Here is a 26,198-nt window from a genome sequence, read left to right on the forward strand (position 1 = left end):
GGCAAAACGTATTCGGTCCAACGGTTTTACTATTCATAGATAGGGCAAAACGTATTAAAGGCTGCTTGGCAGAAGACGCCGGGGTCATTGTAGCGTTGATTGCGATTGAGCCCGTCGATCGTTGCCATCTCCGCGTCGCTGAGGCTGAAGTCGAAGAGGCTGAAGTTTTCGGCCAGCCTCTCCGTTTTTGTGGTTTTCGGAATCACCGCGGTTCCGCGTTGCACGCCCCAACGCAACAACACTTGGGCTGGGGAGCGATCGTGAGCGGCGGCGATCGCCCGGATCGGTTCGATCTGCAGCAGCGAATCGGATCCGTCGGCCATCCCGATCTCGTGGTAGGAGAGTGCTCCCAGAGGCGAGAAAGCGGTGTAGGCGATCTGTTCTTCCCGGCAGAACTGGAAGAGTTTTTCCTGGGTCAGGTAGGGATGCGTTTCGACTTGCAAGACCGCCGGCGGATCGTTGGCGTAGGCGAGCATATCGCGGAGCAGGGCGATGTTGAAATTGCAGACGCCGATCTCTTTGACTAGCCCGGATTGTTTCAGTTGCTCCATCGCGGCCCAGGTCTCGGCGACCGAGACGCGATCGATCGCCATCTTCGGCTCGGCCGCTTCGGGATCGAAGAACCACCCCGGCGGATACCGTTGCTCGGGCGAAACGTATCGCAGCGGGATCGGGAAGTGGATCAGATAGAGATCGAGGTAATCGAGCTGCAGATCGTCGAGCGTTTTGCGGCAGGCGGCTTCGACATGTTCGCTGCGATGAAACGTATTCCACAGCTTCGACGTCACCCACAGATCCTCGCGGCTGCAGACGCCGCTGTCCATTACTCCCCGCAGCCCGTCGCCGACTTCGCGTTCGTTCCCATAATCGCAAGCGCTATCGAAATGGCGGTAACCGACTTCGGCAGCCGCTTGAACTAAAGAGGCGCACTGTTCGTTGGGGATTTTCCACATTCCGAGACCAAGAACGGGCAATTGGGCTCCAGAGCGAAGCGATAGCGAGGGAATCATGTCAAGCGATCCGTGGCGGGAGGGAAACGGGCAAGAGCGAAATGGCAGGTGGATAGCTTGGCAAATCGCTTGTCGATTGCAAGGCCTTCGCTGCACGGACCTTTCTGAGCCGCGGCCTCGCGGCTGCTGAATACTGCGTTTTGACGCGGAAAACGCACGCGGCGGGATGAGGTTGATTTTAGGCAAGTTCTTCACCTACTATCCGCAGCGGATGCCAGAGTGCTGGTAACATATAAGTAATGCACCGCAAGGCTGTTTCGTCAGCCAGAGGAGAGTTGAATAATGCCCCTGCCTATCGATGTTGACGCGATCGTCCAATTACAAGCGGATGCTGTGGAGCAGTGGCATCGCGGCCCGATCGCGAACCCGTACACCGATTTCATGCAGCTGGTTTGCCAGCAACACGAACACAATTATCGCCTGTGGCACCAGGAAGATATCGCCCGGGCAAAGGATGTTTCCGACGCCGAGATCGCTCAAGTCAAGCGGAACATCGACGGCCTAAACCAGAAACGGAACGACTGGATCGAAAAACTGGACGATTCGATCACCTTGTTGCTGGCTCAACAGGGCGTCGAAACCGCCGAAGGTGCCCCGATCAACACCGAGACTTCCGGCAGCGCGATCGACCGGCTGTCGATCATGTCGCTGCGGTTGTACCACTATGAAGAGCAACTCGAACGCGACGACGCCTCCGATGAGCACCGCGAATTGGTCACCCAACGGATCGAACTCTGCCGGCAACAACAGGGAGATCTTTCCAATTCGCTGAAAGAATTGTTGGTCGATCTGTTCGCCGGACGCAAGGCGCACCGAACCTATCGCCAGATGAAGATGTATAATGATCCGACACTGAACCCGTATTTGTACGCCGCCCAAAAGCTGCGCGCTGGTTGAATCGAAGTCCTCCCCACGGCTGCCGCGAAGCCACATCAGCAGGTCGAACTATCATGAGGCTGAATCTATTCAAGTGCTCCACGCTAGTCATCTTGCTGGTCGTTGCAGTCTCGGTTTGTCGCGGCGACGAAGCCGACACGTCGCCGGTCGCTCCCGCTGAACAAGCGTCAGCGACAGCTAACACCGATGCTCCGATGCATCGATGGGTCTCTCAACTCTCCTCGCCCCAATACCGACTGCGCGAACTCGCAACGACGCGACTGCTGTTGGCCGGTTCGGCCGCCGTTCCCGCGTTGGAAGCAGGGCTTCGGGACGGCGACCTTGAAACGACATCGCGAATCCTTTCGGTGCTGCGGAAGATGTCGGTCGCTTTTGATCCGCAACAACAAACGCGAGATCTCGCTTGGGAATCGCTGGAACGCGTCGGCGCCGCAGGTGCTTCGTCCGCCGCAACTCGGGCTCAATTGGCGATGGACGAAGTTCGCGACGACCGCAAAGAACGGGCGATGGAAGTCCTGACCGGGTCAGGCATCTTCATCGGCTTTGGCGAATACCATTTGGCGTCCTCGGTCGTCAGCAACAACTACCACATGCGGATCCCGAAAGACTGGTCAGGGAACGTCGCAACGCTCTCCTGGCTCACCTGGCTGCATGGTGTGGAGACTGTCATTTTGAGTGGTGACAAGATCACGGCGGAAGTCGTCGATCACGTGGCAACCATTCCCGACATGAAGAATTTGGTCATTCGCGACACCACGATCTCCGTCGACGATATCAAGGGACTGATAGACCTAACGCGGTTGGATCATTTCCAATTGGTCAATGTTTCGGCAGGTGACGAATTCATCGACACGCTTGCCCAATTGCCGCTGCGTCGCGGTTTGACTTTGTTCGGAACCGACATCACGTTGGAAGGTTACGAACGCCTGAAGTCGTCGTTTCCAAATCTGGAGATTCAGTGCCGCGGCGGATTCCTGGGAGTCCGATGCAGCCCGCTGAATCCAAACTGCGAAGTCGGTACGGTGGAACCCAATACCGCCGCGGCCGAGGCGGGGGTGCGTTCGGGAGATGTAATCACCAAGTTTGGCGAATTCGATGTCAAATCGTTTGCCGATCTACAAGCGGCGATCGCCAAACAGACAGCTGCCGAAAAACCGATCCCAATGCAGATCAACAGGATCGTGGAAGAACAGGTCGAGGTCGAACTCCCCAACGAGGAAGGTGAACCGACGCCGAAGTTGATTCGCACCATCCGGCGACAAAAAACCTTCACACTGACAGTTAAACTGAAGCGTCAGTTTCCGTAGTTTCCGCCCCTGCAGACGCCGCGGCGATCGGAATCGCTTCGTCCGGAATCAACGTCGGAATGTCAGCCCAAACCGGATAGATCAGCGTTCCGTCGGCGTTGATCAATCCCGACTCGAGCGGTCGCTGCACCGGGCGGTCGATCCGATTGCGAGCCTCTCCAGCGGAAACCCGCTGGTTGATCTGCTGGATCAATTCGTCGGCGGCTACCGCCAGCGTCGACTGAGTGACGGGGCAGCGAATATATTCGAACAGGCTTGGGTCGATCACGGCGGGGGTTCCATAGAGGGATTCAAACGCTCCTCGGTTGGACCGATTATAGCTGAAGCACGCTCGGATGTCCCTAAGCTCAGGGGTGTTCAACTGGGCAAAACAAGATTTCGGCAGCCGTCGGCAGCAGCTGCCCAGATCGATGGGCAACCTCAGCGACCGACAACGATGATGTATCGTAACGATCTGCCGTGACGCGAAATCGGCGGCGACAGAGCGGTTGTAAAATCGAAATTTTTCTTTGCCCATCGGCAAAACTGACCTAGAGTTTCCATTGGGCAAATCAACCGTTGTCCGGGGGATTTGTCTTCAGCGTTTGTGTTGCGGGACGACGCTTCGCCGACCTGCGATTGTGCGATCGCGGGCCGGCGAAGCTATTTTTATGCAGCCTTGCCACGCCCCTCTCCACCGACGCCCCCAACACCGCCTTTCGGCGAGGTTCCCACCTGCATCGTCGCTCCGACCTCCATGGTTAGGGCTGTTATGTCTTTGTGCTTTGGCAAATGCCCCGGCACGCGCTAGCGAATCGCCACAAGCTCACGCACCGATTGGTTGTGGTACGATGTTGGCATGTCGCACGCACCTACCTCCCGATCGGTTGTCTTTCGCCCCTTCCCTGCCGCGGTGTTTTGCATCGCGGTGCTGATCGCAATCGTCCTGCCGGGACGACCGGCCGGGGCCGATGAGCCGCCGGGCAAGCAGCATCCGCCAAATCGTTTAGCTGCCGAAACCAGTCCCTATCTGTTGCAGCACGCTCGCAATCCGGTCGACTGGTACCCGTGGGGCGACGAAGCGTTTGCCAAAGCCAAGGCGGAGAACAAACCGATTTTTCTGTCGGTCGGCTACAGCAGCTGTCACTGGTGCCACGTGATGGAACGCGAATCGTTCGAGGATGTGGAGATTGCGAAATACCTGAACGAGCACTTCGTTTGTATCAAGGTCGATCGCGAGGAGCGGCCCGACGTCGATGCGATCTACATGCAAGCGGTCCAACTGTTGACGCAGCGCGGCGGCTGGCCGATGTCGGTCTTTATGACAACCGACGCAAAACCATTTTACGGCGGCAGCTACTTCCCCGCCCGCGATGGCGATCGCGAAGGAGCCCCCGGCTTTCTCTCGTTGATCCAGGCGATCCAGACGGCTTGGGAACGGGACCAGGAACAGATCCTTGCCAGCGGCGACCAGATGACCGATGCGCTGCAGAAGCAGATGGACCTGGCATCGGTCCTTCCCGCCGCAAAGCCTTCGGTAGGACTGGTCACACGCGTCGGGCAGCGTCTGGCCGAAGAGTATGATGCCGAACACGGCGGATTCGGATTTGTCGAAAACCAATCGAATCGCCCGAAGTTCCCCGAGCCTTCGAACCTCTTCTACCTGCTGCACCGGGCAACCGACGAATCGCTCGACGAACCGGTTCGCGACCAAGCCCTTGCGATGCTTACCCGCACGCTCGACAAGATGGCTGCCGGCGGGATCCAGGATCATTTGGGCGGCGGTTTCCATCGCTACAGCGTCGATCGATTCTGGTATATCCCACACTTTGAAAAGATGCTCTACGACAACGGCCAGCTGGCCAGCGTCTACGCTCGAGCGTTCGCATTGACCGGCAATCCCGAATACCGCTGGGTGGTCGAGGATCTGTTGGCTTGGTCGTCGCGCGAGATGCTGTCGCCCGAAGGAGGCTTCTATTCGGCGATCGATGCCGACAGCGAAGGGGAAGAGGGAGCTTTCTATCGTTGGACGAAAGACGATCTGAAAGCGTTTTCTGCCGATCCAAACTACGCCCGATTTGCGGCGACTTATCAACTGGATGGCGAGCCAAATTTTGAAGGCGAATTCTTCGTGCCACAGACCGACGAACCGCTGGCAACGATTGCGAAACCTTTGAGTCTCGATGCGGCCTCGTTGCGAGAGACGCTTGCGCCATTGCGAGCCACGATGCTGGCGGATCGCGCGGAACGAACCGCTCCGATAACCGACACCAAGATCTTGACGTCCTGGAACGGTTTAATGATCCGTGGCTACGCCGATGCCGGTCGTCTGCTGGATCAGCTCGAATACGTAGAGGTCGCTAAACGAGCAGCCACGTTTGTGTTGAAATCGTTGCGGCAACCCGACGGCACGCTCCTGCGAACCTATTCAGCCGGCCAGGCCAAGCTTAACGCCTACGTCGACGATTATGCATTTTTCGTCGACGGATTGATCGCGATCCATCAAGCGACGGGCGAGCCGCAGTGGCTCGACGATGCGAGAACACTCACCGACATTCAGATCGCCCAGTTCTGGGATGAACAACGCGACGGCTTCTATTTCACCTCGCAGGATCATCAATCGTTGATCGCGCGGGCGAAAGATCCCGTCGACAGCGCGATCCCATCGGGGAACAGCGTCGCCGCCGAGAACCTTTTGTATCTCGACGAGCACATCGAATCGCCGACACAATATCGCGACTACGCCCAGCGAACGATCGCAAATGTGGCTGGTCTGCTGAAACGCTCTCCCACATCGGCGCCTCGCGCGGCGGTCTCGATGGCCAAGATCCTTGCTGAAACCAAACCATGAATGACCCGATCCTGATCCTCGGCGGCGGCATCAACGGCGTCGCGATCGCGCGACAACTGTTGATCAATGGCCAATCGGTCGTGTTGGTCGATTCGGCCGACATCGCTTCGGGGGCGACTGCCTATTCCAGTCGCCTGATCCACGGCGGGCTGCGATATTTAGAATACGCCGAAGTGAGTTTGGTCCGCGAATCGTTGGACGAACGCTCGCGGTTGCTGAAGCTGGCGCCGCAGTTTGTCAAACCGTTGGAACTGTTCATCCCCAGCCAGTCGCGGTTGGGCGGTGCGGTCGCGGCGACGCGGAACTTCCTTGGGATACCGGCCAAACGCTCCACTCCCAAGCCGCGTGGAGCTTGGTTGGTCCAGGTCGGATTGACGATGTACGATCTGTTCGCGCGAGCCAGCACGTTGCCCAAACATCGCCGCCGCAAATTGACAGCCCCCGACGTCCCCCCTGTCGATCCAAAGCGTTACGGTTGGCTCAGCTCCTACTACGACGCCCAGATCCGATTTCCCGAACGGTTTGTCGTCGGCATGATCGCCGATTGCGAAGCGTTGGCAAAACAACACGACGTCACGTTTGAACTGCTGACCTACCACATGACACATCGCGATGACGCGACGCTGCGACTGGAGCCTCAGCTTGCGTATCCACCGGCGGCAACGAGGACGCTTCAACCACGAGCTGTCGTGAACGCGACGGGATCGTATGTCGATCGCGCGTTGAAGAAGATCGACGTTGATTCGAAGCGATTGATGGGAGGGACTAAGGGAAGTCATCTGATCACGTTCCATCCACAGCTGCGTCAGCTGCTCGCCGGCGGTGGCGTTTATGCGGAAGCAGACGACGGCCGGCCGGTCTTTTTGCTCCCCTTCGGCGACTGCTGCTTGATCGGCACGACCGATATCTTCTTCGACGAAAACCCCGCCAAAGCGATAGCTTCCGACGAGGAGCTCGACTACCTTGTCGCTGTCGTCAATTCGCTGTTTCCGCAAACGGGATTCAGTCGCCAAGATATCGAATGCTTTTACTGTGGCGTGCGGCCGCTACCGTATCGCGAGAGCGGCAAGTCAGCCGCTTCGGTAACGCGGAACCATATCCTGCACGACCATCCCGACCAACCGTGGCCGATGCTGTCGATTATCGGTGGCAAACTGACCACCTGCCGCAGCTTGGCCGAAGAGACGGCCGAGTGGTTGGCCGAACGAGTCGGTTTTGAGGTGCAAGACCTTGGCCGCGATCGTCCATTTCCCGGTCACGAGGATTGCCGCCAAGCGTCATCTGCGGCCGACGATGGTGAAATGCTTGTCGGCACCCAGATTCCGCTGGCCGTTGTCGATGCGATCATCGCCGACGAACACGTTCGCCGCTTGGGCGATTTGGTGGAGCGTCGGTTGATGTTGCTGTATCATCCACGGCTGTCGCGAGCCACGTTAGACCAACTGACATCGCGAATGGTGGCGGCCGGAATCTTGGAAGCCGCGAGCGTGGGGCAGGAAGTTGCTGAGTGTGAGCAGCGCTTGATAACGATGTTTGGAAAACAGGTGGCGAGTTGAAGAAGACAAAATTCATTTTGGCATTGGACCAAGGGACAACCTCCAGTCGAGCGATCCTGTTCGATCATTCGGGACAGATTCGTGGAGTGGCTCAGCGGGAGTTTCGGCAGATCCTGCCGCAACCGGGGCACGTTGAACACGATCCTGAGGAGATCTGGAGCAGCCAACTGGCAGTCGCTCGCCAAGTGATGGAGGAAGCGAAACTAACGCACGACGACATCGCTGCGATTGGGATCACCAACCAACGCGAAACGGTTGTTGTCTGGGACCGCGAGACGGGCAAGCCGATTCAAAATGCGATCGTTTGGCAGTCGCGGATCACCGCCGATCTTTGCGATCAATTGACGCGTGACGGAATGGCGGACACCTTCCGAAACAAGACAGGGCTTTTGATCGATCCCTATTTTTCGGGGACCAAAATAAAGTACATCCTCGATCGTCACACCGGATTGCGAGCGCGAGCCGAACGAGGCGAGGTCCTGTTTGGTACCGTCGATTCGTTTTTGTTGTGGCGGTTGACCGGCGGGAAGCATGTTACCGATTACAGCAACGCCAGCCGAACGCTGCTGTACAACATCCATGACCTCGACTGGGACGACGAACTGCTTACGGCGCTCGACATTCCGCGCGCGATGTTGCCCGAAGTGCTCCCATCGAGCGGCAGTTTTGGCGAAACGAAGGATGAGTTTTTTGGGGGGCCAATCGCGATCGCAGGTGTTGCCGGCGACCAACAGGCGGCGACCTTTGGGCAGGGTTGCTTCGAAGAGGGAAGCGCCAAGAACACCTACGGCACCGGATGTTTCATGTTGATGAATATCGGCGAAACACCGGAGCTTTCTGACAACCGATTGCTCACCACGATCGGCTGGGGAATCGATGGCAAGGTGACCTATTGCCTGGAAGGATCGGTTTTTGTCGCCGGAGCGATCGTGCAGTGGTTGCGAGATGGGCTGGGAATTATCGCGGAATCGGGCGACGTCGAAGCGCTGGCATCGAAGGTCGACGGTGCGGACGACGTGATCGTTGTGCCCGCCTTGGTTGGGCTGGGAGCACCGCACTGGGACCCTCATGCCCGCGGAGCGATCCTGGGAATCTCACGCGGCACCACGGCGGCTCATATCGCTCGAGCGTCGATCGAATCGATGGCCTTTCAGACCCGCGATGTGCTCGACGCGATGCAGCAGGACGCCGGGACTAAGCTTAAAATTCTGAAGGTCGATGGCGGGGCTTGCTGCAACGACGCGTTGATGCAGTTCCAAGCCGACATCTTGGATACCGTGGTGCAACGCCCGAAGGTCAGCGAGACAACGGCTTTGGGAGCCGCGTATCTGGCGGGACTTGCCGTCGGCTATTGGAAAAATCTGAAAGCCGTCAAAGAGAACTGGGCGCTTGATCGCGAGTTCACGCCCGCGATGGATTCCAAAATTCGCGAGTCGCGGTATCACAAGTGGCAAACGGCCGTCGAACGCTCCAAAGGCTGGGCGAACTCGTAGGCCGGATCAGCCCTGCTTGATCCCCAACATCCGGTCCAACGAATCGGCGGTCTGGTAGACCAACGCTTCGGGGAAGTGTTGGTAGGGATGGAAGTATTCGAACGTGAGGTAGCTGTCGTAGCCGATCTGGTCGAAGGCGGCCAGCACCGCGGGCCAGTTCGTCGTCCCATCCAACAGCGGGCGGAAGGCCTCCAGCGAATGGTCGCTTCCCTTTTTTGTGAACTCTTTTAAATGAACGTTCTTGATTCGCTTGCCCAAGATCGGAATCCAGTGCTCGGGGAACTGGTACTCCATAATGTTGCCGGTGTCGAAATGGACTTTCACATGTTCGCTGGAGAAGCTGTCGACAAAGTCGGCCATCTCCATCGGCGACATCAAAAAGCCGTTGAAGAAGATGTTCTCCATGTTCAGCGAAACGTTGAGCTTTTCGGCTTGCGGTAACAGTTTCCCGATCGCTTCGCGGGCCCGGCGATCGCAGACATCGTTGGGCGTCGGATCGTGATCGGCTCGCCACGGCATGTGGACCGCTCCGGGAACAACTAACAAATTTTCCGTCCCCAGATCGTGAGCGGCTTGCGTCATTTTGCCGGCCAGCTCCATTCCGCGCGCTCGCTCGGCGGGATCGTTGCTGGTCAGCGGAAACGGCCAGAACAGGAACGAACAGACGCCGCTGATCGCAATCCCGATCTCGTCGGCCATCCGACGGATCGCATGGAATTCTTTGGTTCCCGACTTGGGTGACAGTTCGCTGTCGAGATCGTAATTAAGTTCGATGCCATCGAACCCGGCAGCTTTGGCAAGTTCCATACACTGCCGCAGCGACATTTTATCGGGATAGGGGAAGGCCCACAAATTGATCGACTTCTTCATCGCATACCGGGGCCGCGGCGGAGTGGCCGATTCTCCCTGAACCGCTGTCGATCCCGCTCCATCGGCTCGGCTGGCGACAGCCCAGGCGGCGCTGCCAAAAGCTGCATAGGTCAACAGATCGCGTCGTTTCAGGGAGGATTCGGGTTGCATCGGCATCGCCTATCGAGATCGAGAATACGGGGCCCCCAAAGCACATCGGTTGCGATATGATACCACAACGGGAATCGCAGCGTCGCGACAAATGAGCGGTGTAGCAACGCTTGCTGTGAGAGAGTCTTCCGCTTAGTCTATAGACTTGCGGCAATCGATACTCCGCAATGGCTTCGCTGTGGTCTTCTACTCATCCTCTAATTCTGTCGCCAGAGAATCTACCGATGACAGTCGAAACCAATGCAGGCCGCGTCTATCGCCATCTCCGCAGCAAGTTGCTGGCGGGGGAATTCGAACCGGGAACGCGGCTGTTGTATGGACCGATCGGCAAGGAATTAGGGATCAGCGCGACGCCGGTTCGCGAAGCGGTTGGGCAATTGGTCAACGAAGGGCTTGTCGATCTGGTGCCTCAGCTCGGCGCGATCGTTCGCAAGATCGACCGCGATGAATTGATCGAACTGTATGAGGTTCGCGAAGCGATCGAACCGTACGCTGCAGCTCGGGCAGCAGAGCGAGCGGCGACGAAGCAGTTGAATCAGATTAAGGCACAAGTCGACCGGATGCTCGCGTTGACCGATCAACTGGCCAATTCCAGTTCCGAATTCGCCAACAAACGGATGACCGCCCAGTTTGAGAAAGCCGACTTTGCCTTCCACATGTTGATCATCGAAGCGACCGGCAACCAAGCGCTCGCGCGAACGGCGGTCCGTTCGCACGTGTTGACTCGCGTGTTCGGAATCCGCCGCCACCGCTACGATGTCGCCACGATGCGCAGCACCTGCGACGACCATCTCCAGATTCTGACGGCAATCCAAGCGGGCGATGTCAAAAAATCACGCTCTGCCTCGGCGACGCATATCAGCCGCGGGCTCAAAGCCTCACTCCAAGCAATCGACGAAAGTTAGACCATGCAAGCGCAATTCACGATCATCGATTGGTCGGTACTGATCCTCTATTTTGTCGGCGTGATCGGCATCGGACTCTACTTCTCCGGGAACAGCCGGTCGTCGGACAACTTCACCACCGGCGGCCGTTCGCTTCCCGGTTGGCTGTGCGGACTGTCGATCTTCGCGACCTTTTTGAGCAGCATCAGCTACCTGGCGTTGCCGGGCAAATCGTTTGTCGACAATTGGAATCCGTTTGTCTTCTCGCTAGCCCTGCCGCTCGCTGCGCTGGTCGCGGTACGGTACTTCGTTCCGTTATACCGTTCGACCGGCGAGGTCTCCGCCTACGCGCTGCTGGAACGTCGCTTCGGCGCCTGGGCGCGTGTCTATGCCAGCGCGTTCTATCTGCTGTATCAGATCGCTCGGATCGGCGTGGTGATGTATCTGATGGCGCTGCCGATGGCGGTGATCTTCGGTTGGGACATCCGTTGGATTATCGTCTGCACCGGAATCGTCGTGACCGTCTACGCGTTCATCGGCGGGATCGTGGCGGTGATCTGGGCCGATGCGATCCAGGCGATCGTGCTGTTGGCCGGAGCGTTGATCGCCGTGGCGGTGATTTTGGTCGGTCTTCCCGAAGGTCCTGGGCAGGTCTTTCAAATCGCAAACGATTCCGAAAAGTTCTCCCTTGGCAGCAGCGAGATCTGGACTGTTTCGCAGCCAACGATTTGGATCGTGCTGCTGTTTGGACTGTTCGAAAACTTGAAGAACTTTGGTATCGATCAGAGCTACATCCAACGCTACATCGCGGCGAAGAGCGATCGCGATGCGGCTCGCAGTCTATGGATCAGCGCCGGACTGTACGTTCCGGTCAGCGCGTTGTTCTTCTTCATCGGGACATCTCTGTTCGCCTGGTACTCCAGCTATCCCGACGACCTCGACCAAGTCCGGCAGATCGTCGCTCGCCAGCTATTGATGCAGCAAGGCGTCGATCCGGAGTTCACCCTGTCGGCCGACAACGTCGAAATCTACTCGCCCAGCTATCAGGAACAGCTATCCACGACCGCGGCTTCGCTTACGCCGCGCGATCTGGGTGACCGCGTCTTCCCGCACTTCATCTCGGCTCACCTGCCGCAGGGGCTCTCGGGACTGTTGATCGCCGCGGTCTTTGCTGCCGCGATGAGCACCGTCTCCACCTCGCTGAACTCTTCGGCGACGTTGGTGATGAGCGACTTCTACCAGCGATTTTTTCGCCCCGAAGCGACCGATCGGCAACGGATGCGGGTGCTGCACGTCGCGACCGTCGTCTGGGGCCTGATGGGGACGGGGATGGCGATCGCCCTGGTTCGGTTGACCGAAAGTGCGCTGGACGTCTGGTGGACGTTGTCGAGCGTTTTGGGAAGCGGGATCGTGGGACTGTTCTTACTCGGGCTGATCAGCCAACGAGCGAACAGTCGAGCCGCGATCACAGCGGTCGGCAGCGGTTCGCTTGTGATCGCGTGGATGGTGCTGTCGACAAGCGGTCTGTGGCCGGAGGAGCTGGCCGAATTACAGAGCCCGTTTCACCAGTTCTTGGTGATCGTTGTGGGAACGGTAAGCATCGTTGTGATCGGATGCATTGCCGGGCTGGCGACGAGCGGCATGCGGCCGCCGGCGAAGGATGCTTAACGGCCCTCGCGGAGCCGATAGCCAAGGAAGTTATCGAGGTCGGCTTCGGCTTCGATCATCCGAACCGTCTTTTCGATGTCGTATTCGACGCGGCGGAATTCCAGCCGATGATCTTCGACGATCACGTAACAGCTGCGCGGATCGCCATCTCGCGGTTGCCCAACGCTACCGACATTGACCATCGCCTTCTTCCCCGACAGTTCGTAAACGTGACCGGTTTCATCGGGGCGAACGAATTGATTCTCGTGCGTGAAGACCCCCGGGACGTGGGTGTGCCCCTGGAAGCAGACCTCGGGAACCATCGAGAAGATCTTTTCCATCTTGCGAGGATTGTAGGTGTCCTCGGGAAAGACGTATTCGGTCGTTGGTCCCCGCGCCGAACCGTGGACATATAACATGCCGCCGCGGCGATAGGTCCGCGGCAGATTGCACAGCAGATCCAAACGGCGGCGGCTGGCCTCTTTGTCGGTGCCGTTTTCCAGCTGGCGCCGGGTCCAGAAGATCGCTTGTTCGGCGGCGGCGTTGAAACCTTCGGGATCGAACAGCGCGCTGAGATCGTGATTGCCGAGAATCGTGAATTCGAATCCCGCCACGACGTCCAAGCACTCACATGGTTGCGGACCGTAGCCCACCACATCTCCAAGACAGGCGATGGAGTCGACGTTTTGCTCGGCGATGTCGGCGAGCACGGCTTGAAGCGCGACAAGGTTTCCGTGGATGTCGCTAACGATCGCCTGACGCGGCATGGAGTATTCCTAGTTTCAATCAGCCGCGACGGCGGCTGGTGTTGCAGCAGGGGGCTAGCCCCGGCAGATTATTCAAATCGAGCATCGGCTGGAGTCTCGCAGTTCCAAGCCGTGTCGTCTTTACCGCCCCAGTTTAATACGATCACCCAACATGTTGGCAAGATCGGGTTCGTCGTAAATTTTCTGAGCCGTTTTTTCGACGTCGTATTCGATCCGCCGAAACTCGATCTTCATCGATTCGTCGTCCAAGACGACGTAGCAGGAGCGGCGATCTTCATCGCGCGGCTGTCCAACGCTGCCCACGTTGACCATCATCTTCTCGGGACCCAGCTGGTATTCGTAATTGCATTCCTCGGGCGTCAGGAACTCACACTGCGTCGTGAACACACCTGGAAGGTGGGTGTGGCCTTGGAAGCTGTAATGTTCGATACGAGCGAACAAGATTTCCATCTTCCGCTGATCGTAGACATATTCGGGGAAGACGTATTCGTTGGTTGGATCGCGGCTGCTGCCGTGGACGAACATAAACGGTTCGGCTTTGTGTAGACGGGGCAGGGTGCCAAGAAAATCCCAGCGGCGATTCGATTCGCTGGCCGGGCCGCTGTCCAATTTGTCGCGCGTCCAATAAATCGCTTGCAGGGCGACGGGATTGAAGCCATCGGGATCGAACAGCGCCGCCTGATCGTGGTTGCCCAGGATCGTAATGGCACAGCGTTTCATCACGAGATCCAGGCATTCGCATGGATTGGGACCGTAGCCGATAATGTCCCCTAAACAGACAATTTCGCTGATGTCTTGCGAATCGATATCGGCAAGGACAGCGCGCAGGGCTTCCAGATTTCCATGGATATCGCTAATCAGAGCTCGCTTCACGCTAATGCACCTCGTGGATGGAACGCTTGTTCAAGGGGAAACTATAGCCCGTCGTTGTAGAGAGTTCCACCACATGCTATTCCTCTTGTCCCTCGTTACGGGAAACAAGCTATTGTAAATTCTACGTTTTTCCGGGCACAATCCCACAATGATCTGGCATTTGGCAATTGAAACAAGCGGGCGTGAAGCCTCGATCGCCTTGTTACAAGGCAATCACCTGGTCCGCGAACTGAATTTGACGGTCGAGCAGCGCACAACGGCCAGCTTTGCCCCCGCGATTCAGACCTTACTGCAGTCGATTCCGGCCGGCGATCCGCCGCTGGGCCTGGTCAGTGTCTCGGTGGGACCGGGATCGTTCACCGGGCTGCGGATCGGAGTGACCGCGGCAAAAACGCTCTGTTTTGCTTTGAAAGCCGACCTTGTCGCCGTCGATTCGCTGGCGATCATCTGCCAGCAGCAGCGGGAAGCTTGGCTGGCGAACCCCGAGCAATTCCCCGCGGCGGCGCGACGGATCGCCGTCTGCACCAACGCTTATCGTGGCCAGTTGTTCATCCGCACCGAGCCCCTGGACGCACAAATCGACCCGGCCGATACCGCGACTGAAATTGTCGACCGAAGCCGATGGGATGATTTACAGGCGGCGATGGACATTTACGCGGTAGGACGCCGCGTTGCGGAACCGCTGCCGAATCGGGACGCTTCGGCAACGGAACCTTCCGCCGCCAGCGAGGTCGAATATGGGACGACCTTTGATGGCTGGCCGCGGCCGATGGCGGCGACGCTTGGACGGCTCGCTTGGAAGATGTATCAATCAGGCAAGCGGGACGATTACTGGTCGTTGGTGCCGCGTTACCTTCGTAAGAGTGCTGCCGAAGAAATGGCGGACGAAAAAGACAATCGCCAAAATTCGGCTGGCACGTATTCGCAAGCAAAGAAAATTTGACACAATTGATGCGGCTCGATTGTCCCCTTTCCACCCAAGGCCGATCCCTTGCTCGCATCCAGCTCCAGTTCTACCGCTCCCGACCACAGCCGCTTTGTCGACGGAACCGCCGTCACCACGCTCGCCTTTGATCGCAGTGGCGATCTCGCCGCGTACGCCGCCGCCGCGATCGCTGAATCGATTCAATCGCACAATCAAGCTGGCAAGCAGACCGTCTTGGGATTGGTGACCGGTTCGACCCCCACAGGCACGTACCGCGAATTGATCCGGTTGCACCGCGAGCAAAAGCTCGACTTCTCCAACGTCAAGATCTATCTGTTGGGCGAATACATCGGGCTGAATCCCGAGAGTCCGCAGAGCCATCTGACTTCGATTCGCCACTATCTGACCGACCACGTTAACATCCCCGCGGAAAACGTGTTGGTCCCCGACACGACCGTCAGCGTCGACCGGATCGAATCGGTCTGCAACGCTTACGAACAAGCGATTCAGGACGACGGCGGATTGGACATCGTCGTCTGTGGCATCGGTCGCAACGGGCACGTCGTGTTCAACGAGCCTTTCAGCATTCGCAACAGCCATACGCGGATGTGTACGCTCGATCCGGTCACCCGCCGTGCCGCCGCGAGCGACTTCTTCGGCGAGGAGTACGTTCCGACCCACGCCGTCACCGCTGGCTTGGAAACGATCCTCAACGCTCGCAAGATCCTTTGCCTGGCGTTGGGAGAACACAAGGCCGGGCTGGTCCGCGAAGCGTTTGAAGGGGGAATCACCGATCGCGTTCCCGCCAGCTTCCTGCAAGAACATCCCAACCTCGAACTGTTGCTGGACCAACCCGCCGCGGGGATGCTGACCGGCATCGCGACCCCGTGGTTGTTGGGCAATATGTCGTGGGACGAACCGATGATCAAACGGGCGGTCCTGTGGCTCAGCGAAGTCGCCGGCAAGGCGCTGCTAAAACTGGACGACAACGATTTCCGCGTCAACGACCTGCATCAACTGCTGCGTCACTACGGTCCCGCCGAACGATTGGCTCATCGCGTCTTTCGGATGATGATGGACACGATCGATTACCATCCGGCAGGTCGCGACGATCAGGTCTGCTTGTGCTTCAGCCCCCATCCCGACGACGACGTGATCAGCATGGGCGGCACTTTGATCCGCTTGGTCGAAGACGGCCATCAGACGCATGTCGCTTATATGACCAGCGGCAACATCGCCGTCTTCGATCACGACGCGCTCCGCGTCGCCGATCTGGTGACCGAATACAACCGGCTGTTCAACATCGATCTTGATCGGTCGGCGGAAGTTGAAAAACAGGTCCGCCGCGGTCTCGATTCCAAGCAACCGGGGCAGCCCGATTGCGAGGAGATCCAGCGAATCAAAGGCCTGATCCGGTGGAGCGAAGCTCGTGCGGCGGCTGTCAAAGCGGGCTGCCAAGAAGAGAACTTGCACTTCTTGGACCTCCCCTTCTACCGCACCGGAACGGTCACCAAAAATCCGGTCGGCGAAGACGACGTGCAGATCATTTACGATCTGTTGCTGAAAGTGAAACCACACGTCGTCTTTGTCGCTGGCGATCTGGCCGACCCTCACGGCACGCACCGCGTTTGCGCCGAAGCGATCTTCCTGGCGTTGGGACGATTGAAGGAAAAGAATCAACCGGTTCCCGAAGTGCTGCTGTACCGCGGGGCTTGGCAGGAATACGCGTTGCACGAGATCGAGATCGCGGTACCGTTGAGTCCCGACGATTTGGAGCTGAAGCGCAAAGCGATCTTCATGCACGAGAGCCAGAAGGACGAAGCCTTGTTCCCCGGCAGCGATCCACGCGAATTCTGGCAGCGTGCCGAGGACCGCAACCGCGGCACCGCCGACGCTTACAACCAATGTGGGCTGCCAGAATATTACGCGTTGGAAGCCTTCACGCGCTGGAACGGCGAACCGATCTAACGCGTTGGCACCATCGCGCGGCGAGGCCAGCGAAGCGGAGCCCGCTTGCGAAATGCAACCATCAGCAGCGCAGGCAACAGAATCAGATCGCCGATCAACGCGGCGATCATCGTGATGCAACAGAGGGCTGAGAACAACTTGATCGCGGGCATTGGATTCAACAGCATCGATCCAAATCCAGCGACCAAGATCCCAGTCGTCAGCAGCAGCGCTGGCCCGACGCGGAGCATCGTGATGCGAACCGATTCGGCGACCGATCGTGTCGGTCTGCGATCCTGTTGAAAGTGCGTGATCACATGGATCGTGTCGTCGACCGCCAGGCCAAGGCACAGCGAAAAGGTCAGCGCCGAAGTGATCTGCAGCGGATAGCCCAAGATCGATAATCCGGCGGCGGTGATCAACAGCGGCAACATGTTGGGGATGAAGCTGATCAGTCCAATCAACAGCGATCGAAACTGGATCGACATCACTGCGAAGATCAAGACGCTGGCCGCCGATAGGCTGCGAGCCAAGTCGCCGATTACAGCTCGCATGTTTTGCGCCGCAGCGACGACGGTGCCGGTGACTTCGATTTCGAAATCGGGATGTGTTGCCATGATCGGTTGCAGTTCGGCATCCAACCGCAACAGACGCTCCTCCAACGCGATCGCTCCATCGTTGGGAACCCGCGTGCTGACTAACATCTGCCGCTGAACCGGGTTAAAAATTCGATCGACAGCGCCACGACGTCCTTCGATGAATTGATACTTCTCCTCCCATGAGCGCCCCGGGAATCCGGCCAACGTGTTGTAGATCGACGCTGGCGGGGCGAAGCCCGCCGTGGTCTTCACGGCTTTGGAAACCCGCCCGGCAACGACGTTGATCTCCGACGCCGGGAACGACAACGTCTCGGGCCAGCGGATGATGATCAGAACCGGCAGGGCGCCGCCAAGCTCCGCATCGGCAAGCCGCAGCGCCTCGTTAGTCTCATCCGCCTCGGGGATCGCTTCGGTCCAGCGGATGTCGACTTTCTGATCGATGGCAAACGGCAACATCGCAAAAAAGGCAACGATTCCCAGCAGCGAAACGCGGATCGGAACCCGCAGCGGCATCCGCGAAACTCCCGCCATCATCCCTTCCATCCACGGGACGCTGCTCCCGCGGCGGCTGTGCAAATGCGATTCGGGCAGGAAGCGAATCGCCAACGGCAGCACGCAAAGATCGGCGATCAAGGCCGCCGCTGCGCCGATCCCGGCCCATAAACCAAACTCAGCGACCGCATCCAACCGCGACAATCGCAGCGAACCAAAACCGATCATCGTCGTCAGCGAAGTCAATAGACACGCCGGGCCGACTCGCAACAACGACGCATAGATCGCGCGGCGTCGCGTATGCCCGGCCGCCAAGCGTCGATTCGCTGCCAACAGCAGATGGATCGCGTCGGTCAGGCCGATCACGAAGATCAGCGAAGGGAGCGAACTTGTCAGACCGCCAACGGCGACTCCGCACCAGCCCATCAAGCCAAACGTCCAGATCGATCCGAGCGTCGGCCCCAACATGCAGACGCCAACCGGAGCCAGGCCACGGAACAGCAGCAGCGACGCGGTCATGCCGGCGATCATGGCAAAGGCCGATCCGTAAAACAGCGATCCTTGGATCGAAGACAACACGCCGTCGCGAATCGCCGGATGCCCCGCTTTCCAAACGCGCAGACCGCTGTCGGTTTCAAAGCCTTCGATCACGGTGTCGATCGGTGCGATCGCCGATCCGATCTGCGACTGCGTTAGATCGCTTCCTTTTAACAGCACCCAGAAGACCATCAGTTCGCCGCTGTCGCTGATCAATTGACCCGCGGCCGACGGATGCGATGTCAGGTCGTGGCGAATCTTTTCCGCGTCCCAGCCCGGCGGAATCGCTTCGGGCAGCACCGGCAACATCGCGCTGCCGCGGCGCAAATCGAAGACGCTTGCGACTCCGGCGACATCTTCAAGCGATTGCAATTGATCGCGAAGGCCGCGCAAGCGATCGATCGATCGCGGTTCTAACAGACGATCCCCTTCGATCATCAACAACAGATCGTTGTCATCGGGACCGAAGACCTCGTGCAGATCGCTCAGCTGATGACTGGAGCGGTCGTTGGACGAAAAGACAGCGTTGGGCGAGGTGTCGAAGCGAAGTCGCAGCAGGCCCATGCCACAGCCGACGGTCACCGCCAGCACGATGCACAAGAAGAGGATCGGCTGACCGACAGTCAATCGCGCCCAGATTCGCATCCGTCGTGTTCTCCCTAACCGACTTCAAGCTTCGCCAAACGCAGGTGCTACAGGTCGGTTTGGTGGCGAGATTCGGGAGTCGAGACATCCAGAGAACCATCCGAACCGCGGTCGACTCGCACCCTCGGCGTGTCGACTTCGACGTCGCCATCGTGATTCGCTTTGACCTTCACGTTAGGCGTCTTCACATCGACGCCGCGTCCCGATTCGTGATTGACTTCGACGTCACCGGCTTTTACGTCGACACGCTGCCCCGGTTTCACGTTGACATCGACGCCCGGCGCATCGACCTGAACGCCGTTCTCCGCATCGTAAGAGAAACCACCTCCAGGCCATTTGATATCGATGCCATCGGATTTCTCCGACTTTTGCGACGACTGGTCATCGCAACCGGTAAGCAAAACAGCGAGACCGATCAATGCGACAGAGAAAGCTTTCATGGCAGTTGCCGAATGGGAGGTGAATGGGCGTAAACGTAAATTAGCCGACGAATTCAACGTACCGGATTGGGGTGCGGCTGAACAGATCGGATCAGCCCAGGATCGCAGCCCCAATCACCCCGCAACGCTCGCTCTATTCGCTCTTCAGCCCAAAGCTGGCCATGTGTAGACCGCTGGTATCGTCGTAGGCGAACGAACCGGCCGGGGCCATATATTGAGTGAAAACCGAAAGCGGCGGCAGGTCGTTGTCCTCCAATGCTTGGTGGAACATCTTGGCGACCGGATTGTTTTCGGCCAGTCGACGCAGCCCCTCACGCATCGGCGGTGCCTTCAGCATTTCGTAAACAGCCCGGAACGATTCTTCGGGACGGGTGAAAGAGAACATGAACGGCGGGCGACCGTCCAATTGACCCGACAGTTCCCCGGCGATCAAATCGTATTCGATCAGATTCGAGATCGCGCCCGGTCCGTTCCCCGTTTCAGTTTTGATCGCCTGTTCCAGGAACTGGCGACTGTCGGTGTAAACCAAATGATCTCCCACGATCGCAATGTGCGGCTGCCCGCTACGCATGTATTCTTGCATCGCCTCGGGAATCTTCGCCTCGCGTCCAGCATACAGCGTCACTCCGGCAAACTTCTCCTCATTCCAGTCGGGCAGATTGGCCATCGCTTTGCCGAGCGTCTCCTCTGCGGCGACAGGATCTTTCAATTGAGCGCCAAACAAGTTGACTTGGCTTCCAAATCGGGCTGGCGTTTCAATCCATCGCGACGTGGTGAAGCGTCCGGTCAATTGAGTGATCAGGTCGGTCTGCAGATCGACTTTCAGCTGGCGGTTCGCTTTCCCAAAGATATCTTCGTTAAAGCTGCCTGCACCACGGATCTGATCGTAGACACGTCGCGCACCATCGAGTGACTTTTCGACTTCCCAGTTGAGCGCCATGAATCCAGTAGCATCGGCGGGGACAAAGCTAGGCGGTCCGACGGGGCCCTGTTGCGGCCGTACGACCGACAGCACTCCGCCGCGTCGCGGATCCAACAACAGATGCACGTGCGAGATCGTTTCGAAGCGTTTTCCCCCGGTGAAAATACTGCCGCCGATCCCCTTGATTCCCTCGAGCCCCAGGTTCTGGATGATGAACAGGACCATACCCGCCCCGCCGCCGGCAGCCGTCGCTTTGTCGAGGATTCCATACGGATCGGCGTAGAAGGTCAGCTGAGGACGCGTCTCTTCCGTTCCTACGCAGTGGCTCATCACAGTCGTAAAGTTCGAGTTGCCCGATAGGCGTTCGTCGTTGAGCGATCCCTTCCAACGCATCAATATGTCGCGGACCGAATCGAGATCGCTGCCGATGACCAAAGTGTCCTCGTGGATTAAGTAGTGCATCGATTGCGGGCGATTGCCGCGCTGCAGCGAAACGATCTCGACGTCCTGTTCGGTTGCCACGGTCCGGCGGAATCCATTTTTTGTCATCTGCCCTTCAGCGGTCTCCAACAATCGACGCAGCACGGGCGTTTGGTCTCCCGATTCGATGATCGCAACGACGCCAAAGGCGAGTCGCGTCGTCAGCCGCTGTTCCCGGCTTTTTTGCTGCAAACGCTCGCGGATCGCTTCGGGCGACTCATCGTCGGCCCCAGGCTTGGTTTCCGTCGCATCGCCGTCGGCCGGCGTCTGTTTCATCCGCTGAATCCGCGCCTCGGCATCGCTCGGCACCAACGCGACCGAAAGCTCTCCCTGGGAGATCGCGAGCAATTCGTCCAACGTCACGCCAAGCTGCTCGCTCAGATTGGCGAACAAATCCTGAGCCCCTGTATAGACTTGGGATACCAACGGACGGACCTGCGGATCGGCAGCCATTCGCCCGGCGGATGATTCTCGCAAGATCTGGCGGTAAGCGGCGGTATCGTCGATCCGGAAATAGGCCAGAGAATCGCTCGGCAGCAACCGTGGGGCGGTCGGCCGCGGTTCGGACTGGCCGAGCGAAACCGATACGGTCAATAGCGATAGCAGGCATGCGGATATTCCGCAGCGGATGGAGAAAAGCATTCGTAGGCCACCTGTTGGAAGATTTGAGTTACCGGGTCGAGCGGACTCAATTTGGGGGGAGTGCTCGCGTGAATCCATTGTATTCGTGGGTTTATTGCCGCACTTGGCCGACACAAGAATAATTTTTGGCATCTTTGCGATAATCGATACAATCGGTTACTGAGGTCGCAAGTTTGTGCGGCATGTTCGCTACAGCCGAAATCATGAGTACGATGGTTGTATAAGTTTCAAACCGCATTTCGAGCCAACCCGATGAAGCATCTGATCACCATCAGCATCCTGCTGACAGCACCTGGATTGGTGGCGAGCGTCCACGCTCAAGGGAACACCGCCAATTCAGGAGGAAACGCGGCCACCACGGGGCAAGCCGCCAACGGCGAATTGGCGACGATCGACGTCGACACGGCGTTTGCCGGGGGCGTGCAGCGCGATGGCACGATCGGTGCCTCCGGAAGTACCGTCCCGGCGTTCAGCACTCAGGGCCAAGCGGCTGCCGGCAGCACCGGAGCGCGATCGACCGCGTTGGGTGGCGGTGCGATGGGAGGAGCCTTTGGCGGGGCGTTCAATCAATTGTTCGGCGCCGGGGCTCAAGGTCAGTCGCAAGCGAACCAGAAAACCTTTCGCACGCGTCTCCGCGGCGACATCGAAGTTACCCGGCCGAGTGTGGCCTCGCGGCAATCGACGATTCAAAATCGCTTGGTCAATCTGCCCGTCGCTGCTCGCATGACCGAGGTCCGTTTGAAAATGAACGACCGCACCGCCGTGCTATCGGGAAGCGTCAAGACGGAGAAAGATCGTCGCATGGCAGAGATGCTGATGCGTCTGGAACCGGGCGTGTCGAAAGTCGACAACCGCTTGATCGTCGAAGGCTTGGGCGAACTGATTCCTCCCGGTTCGGCTGAGTAGGCGACGCTGCGATGATTTTCAGCTGGATTGCACGGCGGCGGCGCGACCGCATTCGTCGGCAACCGATGCGCAGCGATTGGTCGCAGATCATCGATCGCAACGTAGCTTATGTGCATCGGTTGAACCGCGACGAGCGAGCCAAGCTCGAATCGGACGCTCTTGTTTTCATCGCCGAAAAGAACTGGGAAGGCTGTCAGGGCCTTACCATCAGCGATGAGATCCGCGTCACGATCGCAGCCCAGATCAGCCTGCTGTGCCTCGGCTTCAACGATCAATTCTTCGACATGGTTCAATCGATCCTCGTCTATCCCGACGTCTATACGGGCAAGAGTCACACGTCGCTCGGATCGGGAGTCTTGATGGAAGGCGTCTCGCATCGCGAGGGAGAGGCTTGGTATCGCGGTCCAGTCATCCTTTCCTGGGCCGATGTGATGGAGGATGGCGTCCGCGACAACGATGGCAACAATCTGGTGCTGCATGAATTTGCACATCAACTGGATATGCTCAACGGACGCGTCGTCGATGGAACGCCGCCACTGGAAACACAAGCTCAGTTCGACCGTTGGCAAGCGATCATCGACCGCGAGTACGAACAATTGGTATCCGATTGCCAATACGGACGCTCTCACGTGTTCGACAGCTACGGCGCCGAACATATAAGCGAATTCTTCGCCGTCGCCACCGAAACCTTCTTCGAACGCCCGCTATCGTTCCGCGCCCGACATCCGGAACTGTACGAGATCTTCTCGCAGTACTATCGCCAAAATCCCGCCGCGCGTTTCGACGGCTAGATCGCTCTCTCCGGCACCGAGTATTCCGTCGCCTTAATGGGAACAGGTTCGATCCGCAGGTTCGCACGACGGGAATCGGCTCTTCAAGAATTCGCGTCGTCGCGTCGCTGACCTGCTTGATTCGCGTTATCCGATTTGGGATCAGACGATTCAGGGATAGCCACACTTTGCCCATCATTTTTTGGATGTCCCCTTCCGGATCTGCACCTGTTCCGGATCGATCACCTCACCCCGCAATTGCCGAGCCATCACAAAGCCCTCCAGTGGTCAACCGAAAGCAAAAGAAGATACCGCGACGTAGGCGTTTCTCGCAGTGCCGTATTTATGTAATTCAGGGCATCCGCCCCTGCAACGGCAATCATTTTGTGGTTGTCCCCTTCGGGACTTCCCAAATTTGCCTGTGCCCAAAATCACAAATTTCAATTCAATCAATTTGTCTCTGCGACAAAGCTAGAACCGGGAAAGCTGATTGAAACACTCGTGTTCGTTGAGGTGTTCGTCGACAAAGAAACGCATGTCCTCATGTGTTGCTCTGCCAACGAACGATTTCAGGTGCGAAAAGGTCATAATCTCCAAGTGGCCGAATCGGAATTCGGGACCAGCGATTGAAATGCCGGATGGTGTGTAGTCGACGAAAAACGACGTTCGATCCACTGGCGCCGGAGGTTGCGTCTGAACACCGCTGTCATCGAAGTCGACGACGAAGAGCCGATCGTCCGGAACCACCAAGATCGGGACGATCCAATTGATGACGATCGCTTTTTCATCGGAGTAGCCGTTCACTACTTCGGGCAGCATTGCGGTTGCGGACTGCAAAGCCTGTGTCCAACGCGGATAAATTTCCTTGTCTCCGCCTCTGATGTTTCCGTTGCGGTCCTTGGTAATGCACTCGGCCGACTTGCCCACAAATTCTCCAGACGAATACATGCTGCGGCTCGGCTGAAATTCCAACGTGCAAGCCTTAGGAAACTGACCTGTCTCGCTCGAGAGAATTGGCAATGCTTGTTCATGCTGGATTGCTTCCCGGACGACGTTTCGATCACCGCAAGTTCTAGCGACAACACAGTGTCCGGCTTCATACGCGGACCGTGGCGAACGGTAAACCAGCATGGGCGCGAACTCACTCAGGCACTTGCACTCAATCGCCATGCGAAGCCTGACAGGAAGGTAGCCATCGACAAGGTTAAGATCGGCGGTTAAGTCAAACTGACGTGGCTTGCGCTCGATTGGGTCGTCGTACGTTCCACCATGGCGGTAGCGAAGTCGTTTAGCGGCAAAGAGCTTACGTACTTGCATCTCGAAGGCAAACGAGGAATCCTTTTCAAGAAACTTGACGATGTCGGCCTGCGATGTCGGCGTGATTTCTCGTGTCATTTGGATTGCTGTTGGTCAAGTAGTTTTGAGAAGCGGAATCGGGCTTTGATTGCGAGAAGCCTGAACACGCCTATGCAATGTTGTTTTCATTTTTTCAAGAGCCCCAAGACCTGTTCGATATAGAAAACCATCGAATGGTCGGCGATGTAGGGTGAACTGCCTTGCAATAGCACTTCGCCGCGGTCGTTTACTTGCGGGGCGGGTTGCTGTTGATCCGTCACCCATTGCTGTAGCTCGACGTCGCTCGCCGGAGTGATCTCCGCAATGTCGGCTGGCTCTTCGGTATCACTGGGGGCTCCGAACGCGACACGCTTTCGAGGCGATCGCTTCAATCCATCGGGCGTGAACCAAACCAAACGACCGCTGGGGCGGTAACTCGGTGGGATCCGTGCAACGAAGTCGTCGTTATTGACGAACCTCGCATATCGCCCAATCAGTTGATCGTCGATGTGGTCGGCTAGCGACTGGCGTGCGATCATCGGTTGCCCGAAAGTCATCACACCAGCAACTTGCCGACCATTTGCATCGAAATCATGGGCGCAGCAAAGGGCAAGAGCACCGCCGAGGCTGTGACCGGTCACCCACAAATGCTGCACGTCGTGACCTCTCAGTGCCGTCTCGATTTGCCGCTTCAGCGTTTGGTATCGCGACCAGAATCCGGAGTGGACGTCGCCATCGGCGATGCGTGTTGGTGCTCGCGAAATGTTGGTTAGCCAATCGCCGGTTTGGTTCTCGCTGCCACGAAATGCGATGACGGCAACATCGTCTTGAATGGCCACGTAGCCAAGCATCGTGTTCGACTCGACCGTCTCCACGGTATCGAAACCTAATCCACGCAGCGATCGACTCGCATCAACCGGCGTCTCGTAGGCGACGTCGCTGATCTCCGCCAGGACTTCGGAAGCTGGCCAATTGGCTGTCCCTTCGCTGTCCCACCACTGCCGCAGTTTCTCAACATCGGAGTCGGCGATGACGGGCGGCACGGGATCAATGTCCCACGGATCGTCGTCGATGACGTCGATCCCACCTGGTGTCGAGTTAGCGACGATCGCTCCTGCGACCAGCAACAGCCCACCCAAAAATGTAGCGAAAGCGAACCAATTACGGGGCGACTCGCCTTTCGTCAAACGGTAGAGCCCACCGCAACCGGCAATCGAAAACAAGACCCAGATGGGCCACAGGTTTGATGTCAGAAGATTCATAATGCAACTCGA

Annotated in this window: 21 protein-coding genes; 11 read left to right on the forward strand and 10 right to left on the reverse strand. The window is 57.9% G+C overall.

What is annotated here, in order from left to right:
* Positions 1 to 29 precede the first annotated feature (29 nt).
* On the reverse strand, positions 30 to 1,010 hold the full coding sequence (locus EC9_RS18470) for an aldo/keto reductase (protein WP_145347528.1): 981 nt from the start codon (positions 1,008 to 1,010) through the stop codon (positions 30 to 32).
* A gap of 282 nt (positions 1,011 to 1,292) precedes the next feature.
* Between EC9_RS18470 and EC9_RS18475 the strand changes: the two genes are divergently transcribed.
* Together EC9_RS18475 and EC9_RS18480 are read left to right on the forward strand one after the other, a co-directional pair.
* Positions 1,293 to 1,907 (forward strand): DUF4254 domain-containing protein, encoded by a 615-nt coding sequence (locus EC9_RS18475; protein WP_145347530.1) that lies wholly within the window; start codon positions 1,293 to 1,295, stop codon positions 1,905 to 1,907.
* Between the two features lie 53 nt (positions 1,908 to 1,960).
* A complete protein-coding gene (locus EC9_RS18480) occupies positions 1,961 to 3,214 on the forward strand; it encodes a PDZ domain-containing protein (protein WP_145347532.1) in 1,254 nt (417 codons plus the stop codon).
* Here the strand turns inward: EC9_RS18480 and EC9_RS18485 are convergent.
* Positions 3,189 to 3,482, reverse strand: a complete 294-nt coding sequence (locus tag EC9_RS18485) for a Trm112 family protein (protein ID WP_145347534.1) — start codon at positions 3,480 to 3,482, stop codon at positions 3,189 to 3,191. The two genes, EC9_RS18480 and EC9_RS18485, sit on opposite strands and share 26 nt — an antisense overlap.
* A gap of 570 nt (positions 3,483 to 4,052) precedes the next feature.
* Between EC9_RS18485 and EC9_RS18490 the strand changes: the two genes are divergently transcribed.
* From EC9_RS18490 to glpK, 3 genes are read left to right on the forward strand one after another with little or no spacing between them, the layout of a single operon-like run.
* Positions 4,053 to 6,044: a thioredoxin domain-containing protein gene (locus EC9_RS18490; RefSeq protein ID WP_145347536.1), complete on the forward strand. Its 1,992-nt coding sequence runs from the start codon at positions 4,053 to 4,055 to the stop codon at positions 6,042 to 6,044.
* Positions 6,041 to 7,600: a glycerol-3-phosphate dehydrogenase/oxidase gene (locus EC9_RS18495; protein WP_145347538.1), complete on the forward strand. Its 1,560-nt coding sequence runs from the start codon at positions 6,041 to 6,043 to the stop codon at positions 7,598 to 7,600. The genes EC9_RS18490 and EC9_RS18495 overlap by 4 nt, the downstream gene beginning before the upstream one ends.
* Complete coding sequence (glpK, locus tag EC9_RS18500) at positions 7,597 to 9,093, forward strand: glycerol kinase GlpK (protein ID WP_145347540.1); 1,497 nt, start codon at positions 7,597 to 7,599, stop codon at positions 9,091 to 9,093. The genes EC9_RS18495 and glpK overlap by 4 nt, the downstream gene beginning before the upstream one ends.
* A gap of 6 nt (positions 9,094 to 9,099) precedes the next feature.
* Here the strand turns inward: glpK and EC9_RS18505 are convergent, their stop codons facing one another.
* Positions 9,100 to 10,113: a sugar phosphate isomerase/epimerase family protein gene (locus EC9_RS18505; protein ID WP_145347542.1), complete on the reverse strand. Its 1,014-nt coding sequence runs from the start codon at positions 10,111 to 10,113 to the stop codon at positions 9,100 to 9,102.
* Between the two features lie 224 nt (positions 10,114 to 10,337).
* Here EC9_RS18505 and EC9_RS18510 point away from each other — a divergent pair, with 224 nt between their 5' ends.
* Both EC9_RS18510 and EC9_RS18515 read left to right on the forward strand, forming a co-directional pair.
* Positions 10,338 to 11,018 carry a GntR family transcriptional regulator gene (locus EC9_RS18510; protein ID WP_145347544.1) on the forward strand — a complete coding sequence of 227 codons (681 nt, stop codon included), beginning with the start codon at positions 10,338 to 10,340 and terminating at the stop codon, positions 11,016 to 11,018.
* A gap of 3 nt (positions 11,019 to 11,021) precedes the next feature.
* Entirely contained in the window at positions 11,022 to 12,665 is a 1,644-nt protein-coding gene (locus tag EC9_RS18515; RefSeq protein ID WP_145347546.1) for a sodium:solute symporter, read from the forward strand.
* Here EC9_RS18515 and EC9_RS18520 read toward each other — a convergent pair.
* The gene (locus tag EC9_RS18520) at positions 12,662 to 13,411 is read right to left on the reverse strand and encodes a metallophosphoesterase family protein (protein ID WP_145347548.1); all 750 of its coding nucleotides are present in this window, start codon (positions 13,409 to 13,411) and stop codon (positions 12,662 to 12,664) included. The two genes, EC9_RS18515 and EC9_RS18520, sit on opposite strands and share 4 nt — an antisense overlap.
* A 120-nt stretch (positions 13,412 to 13,531) precedes the next feature.
* Positions 13,532 to 14,284, reverse strand: coding sequence for a metallophosphoesterase family protein (locus EC9_RS18525; protein WP_145122845.1), 753 nt, complete (start codon positions 14,282 to 14,284; stop codon positions 13,532 to 13,534).
* Between the two features lie 160 nt (positions 14,285 to 14,444).
* Between EC9_RS18525 and tsaB the strand changes: the two genes are divergently transcribed.
* The gene (gene tsaB, locus EC9_RS18530) at positions 14,445 to 15,227 is read left to right on the forward strand and encodes a tRNA (adenosine(37)-N6)-threonylcarbamoyltransferase complex dimerization subunit type 1 TsaB (RefSeq protein WP_218934250.1); all 783 of its coding nucleotides are present in this window, start codon (positions 14,445 to 14,447) and stop codon (positions 15,225 to 15,227) included.
* A gap of 48 nt (positions 15,228 to 15,275) precedes the next feature.
* Positions 15,276 to 17,177 carry a 6-phosphogluconolactonase gene (locus EC9_RS18535; protein WP_145347552.1) on the forward strand — a complete coding sequence of 634 codons (1,902 nt, stop codon included), beginning with the start codon at positions 15,276 to 15,278 and terminating at the stop codon, positions 17,175 to 17,177.
* Here the strand turns inward: EC9_RS18535 and EC9_RS18540 are convergent.
* The 3 genes from EC9_RS18540 to EC9_RS18550 form a co-directional block, all read right to left on the reverse strand.
* Complete coding sequence (locus EC9_RS18540) at positions 17,174 to 19,429, reverse strand: efflux RND transporter permease subunit (RefSeq protein ID WP_145347554.1); 2,256 nt, start codon at positions 19,427 to 19,429, stop codon at positions 17,174 to 17,176. The genes EC9_RS18535 and EC9_RS18540 overlap by 4 nt on opposite strands.
* A 47-nt stretch (positions 19,430 to 19,476) precedes the next feature.
* A complete protein-coding gene (locus tag EC9_RS18545) occupies positions 19,477 to 19,869 on the reverse strand; it encodes a hypothetical protein (protein ID WP_145347556.1) in 393 nt (130 codons plus the stop codon).
* A 133-nt stretch (positions 19,870 to 20,002) separates the two neighbouring features.
* A complete protein-coding gene (locus EC9_RS18550; RefSeq protein ID WP_145347558.1) occupies positions 20,003 to 21,913 on the reverse strand; it encodes a hypothetical protein in 1,911 nt (636 codons plus the stop codon).
* 252 nt (positions 21,914 to 22,165) lie between these two features.
* Between EC9_RS18550 and EC9_RS18555 the strand changes: the two genes are divergently transcribed.
* On the forward strand, positions 22,166 to 22,819 hold the full coding sequence (locus EC9_RS18555) for a BON domain-containing protein (RefSeq protein WP_145347560.1): 654 nt from the start codon (positions 22,166 to 22,168) through the stop codon (positions 22,817 to 22,819).
* Positions 22,820 to 22,830: 11 nt separating this feature from the next.
* Complete coding sequence (locus EC9_RS18560; RefSeq protein ID WP_145347562.1) at positions 22,831 to 23,610, forward strand: M90 family metallopeptidase; 780 nt, start codon at positions 22,831 to 22,833, stop codon at positions 23,608 to 23,610.
* Positions 23,611 to 24,060: 450 nt separating this feature from the next.
* On the opposite strand, the gene EC9_RS18565 is transcribed toward EC9_RS18560, so the two are convergent.
* Positions 24,061 to 24,984 (reverse strand): hypothetical protein, encoded by a 924-nt coding sequence (locus EC9_RS18565; RefSeq protein ID WP_145347563.1) that lies wholly within the window; start codon positions 24,982 to 24,984, stop codon positions 24,061 to 24,063.
* Between the two features lie 86 nt (positions 24,985 to 25,070).
* Complete coding sequence (locus EC9_RS18570) at positions 25,071 to 26,186, reverse strand: lipase family protein (protein ID WP_145347565.1); 1,116 nt, start codon at positions 26,184 to 26,186, stop codon at positions 25,071 to 25,073.
* Between the last annotated feature and the right edge of the window lie 12 nt (positions 26,187 to 26,198).

It is taken from the genome of Rosistilla ulvae (genome assembly GCF_007741475.1).
GTDB classification, from domain to species: Bacteria; Planctomycetota; Planctomycetia; order Pirellulales; family Pirellulaceae; genus Rosistilla; species Rosistilla ulvae.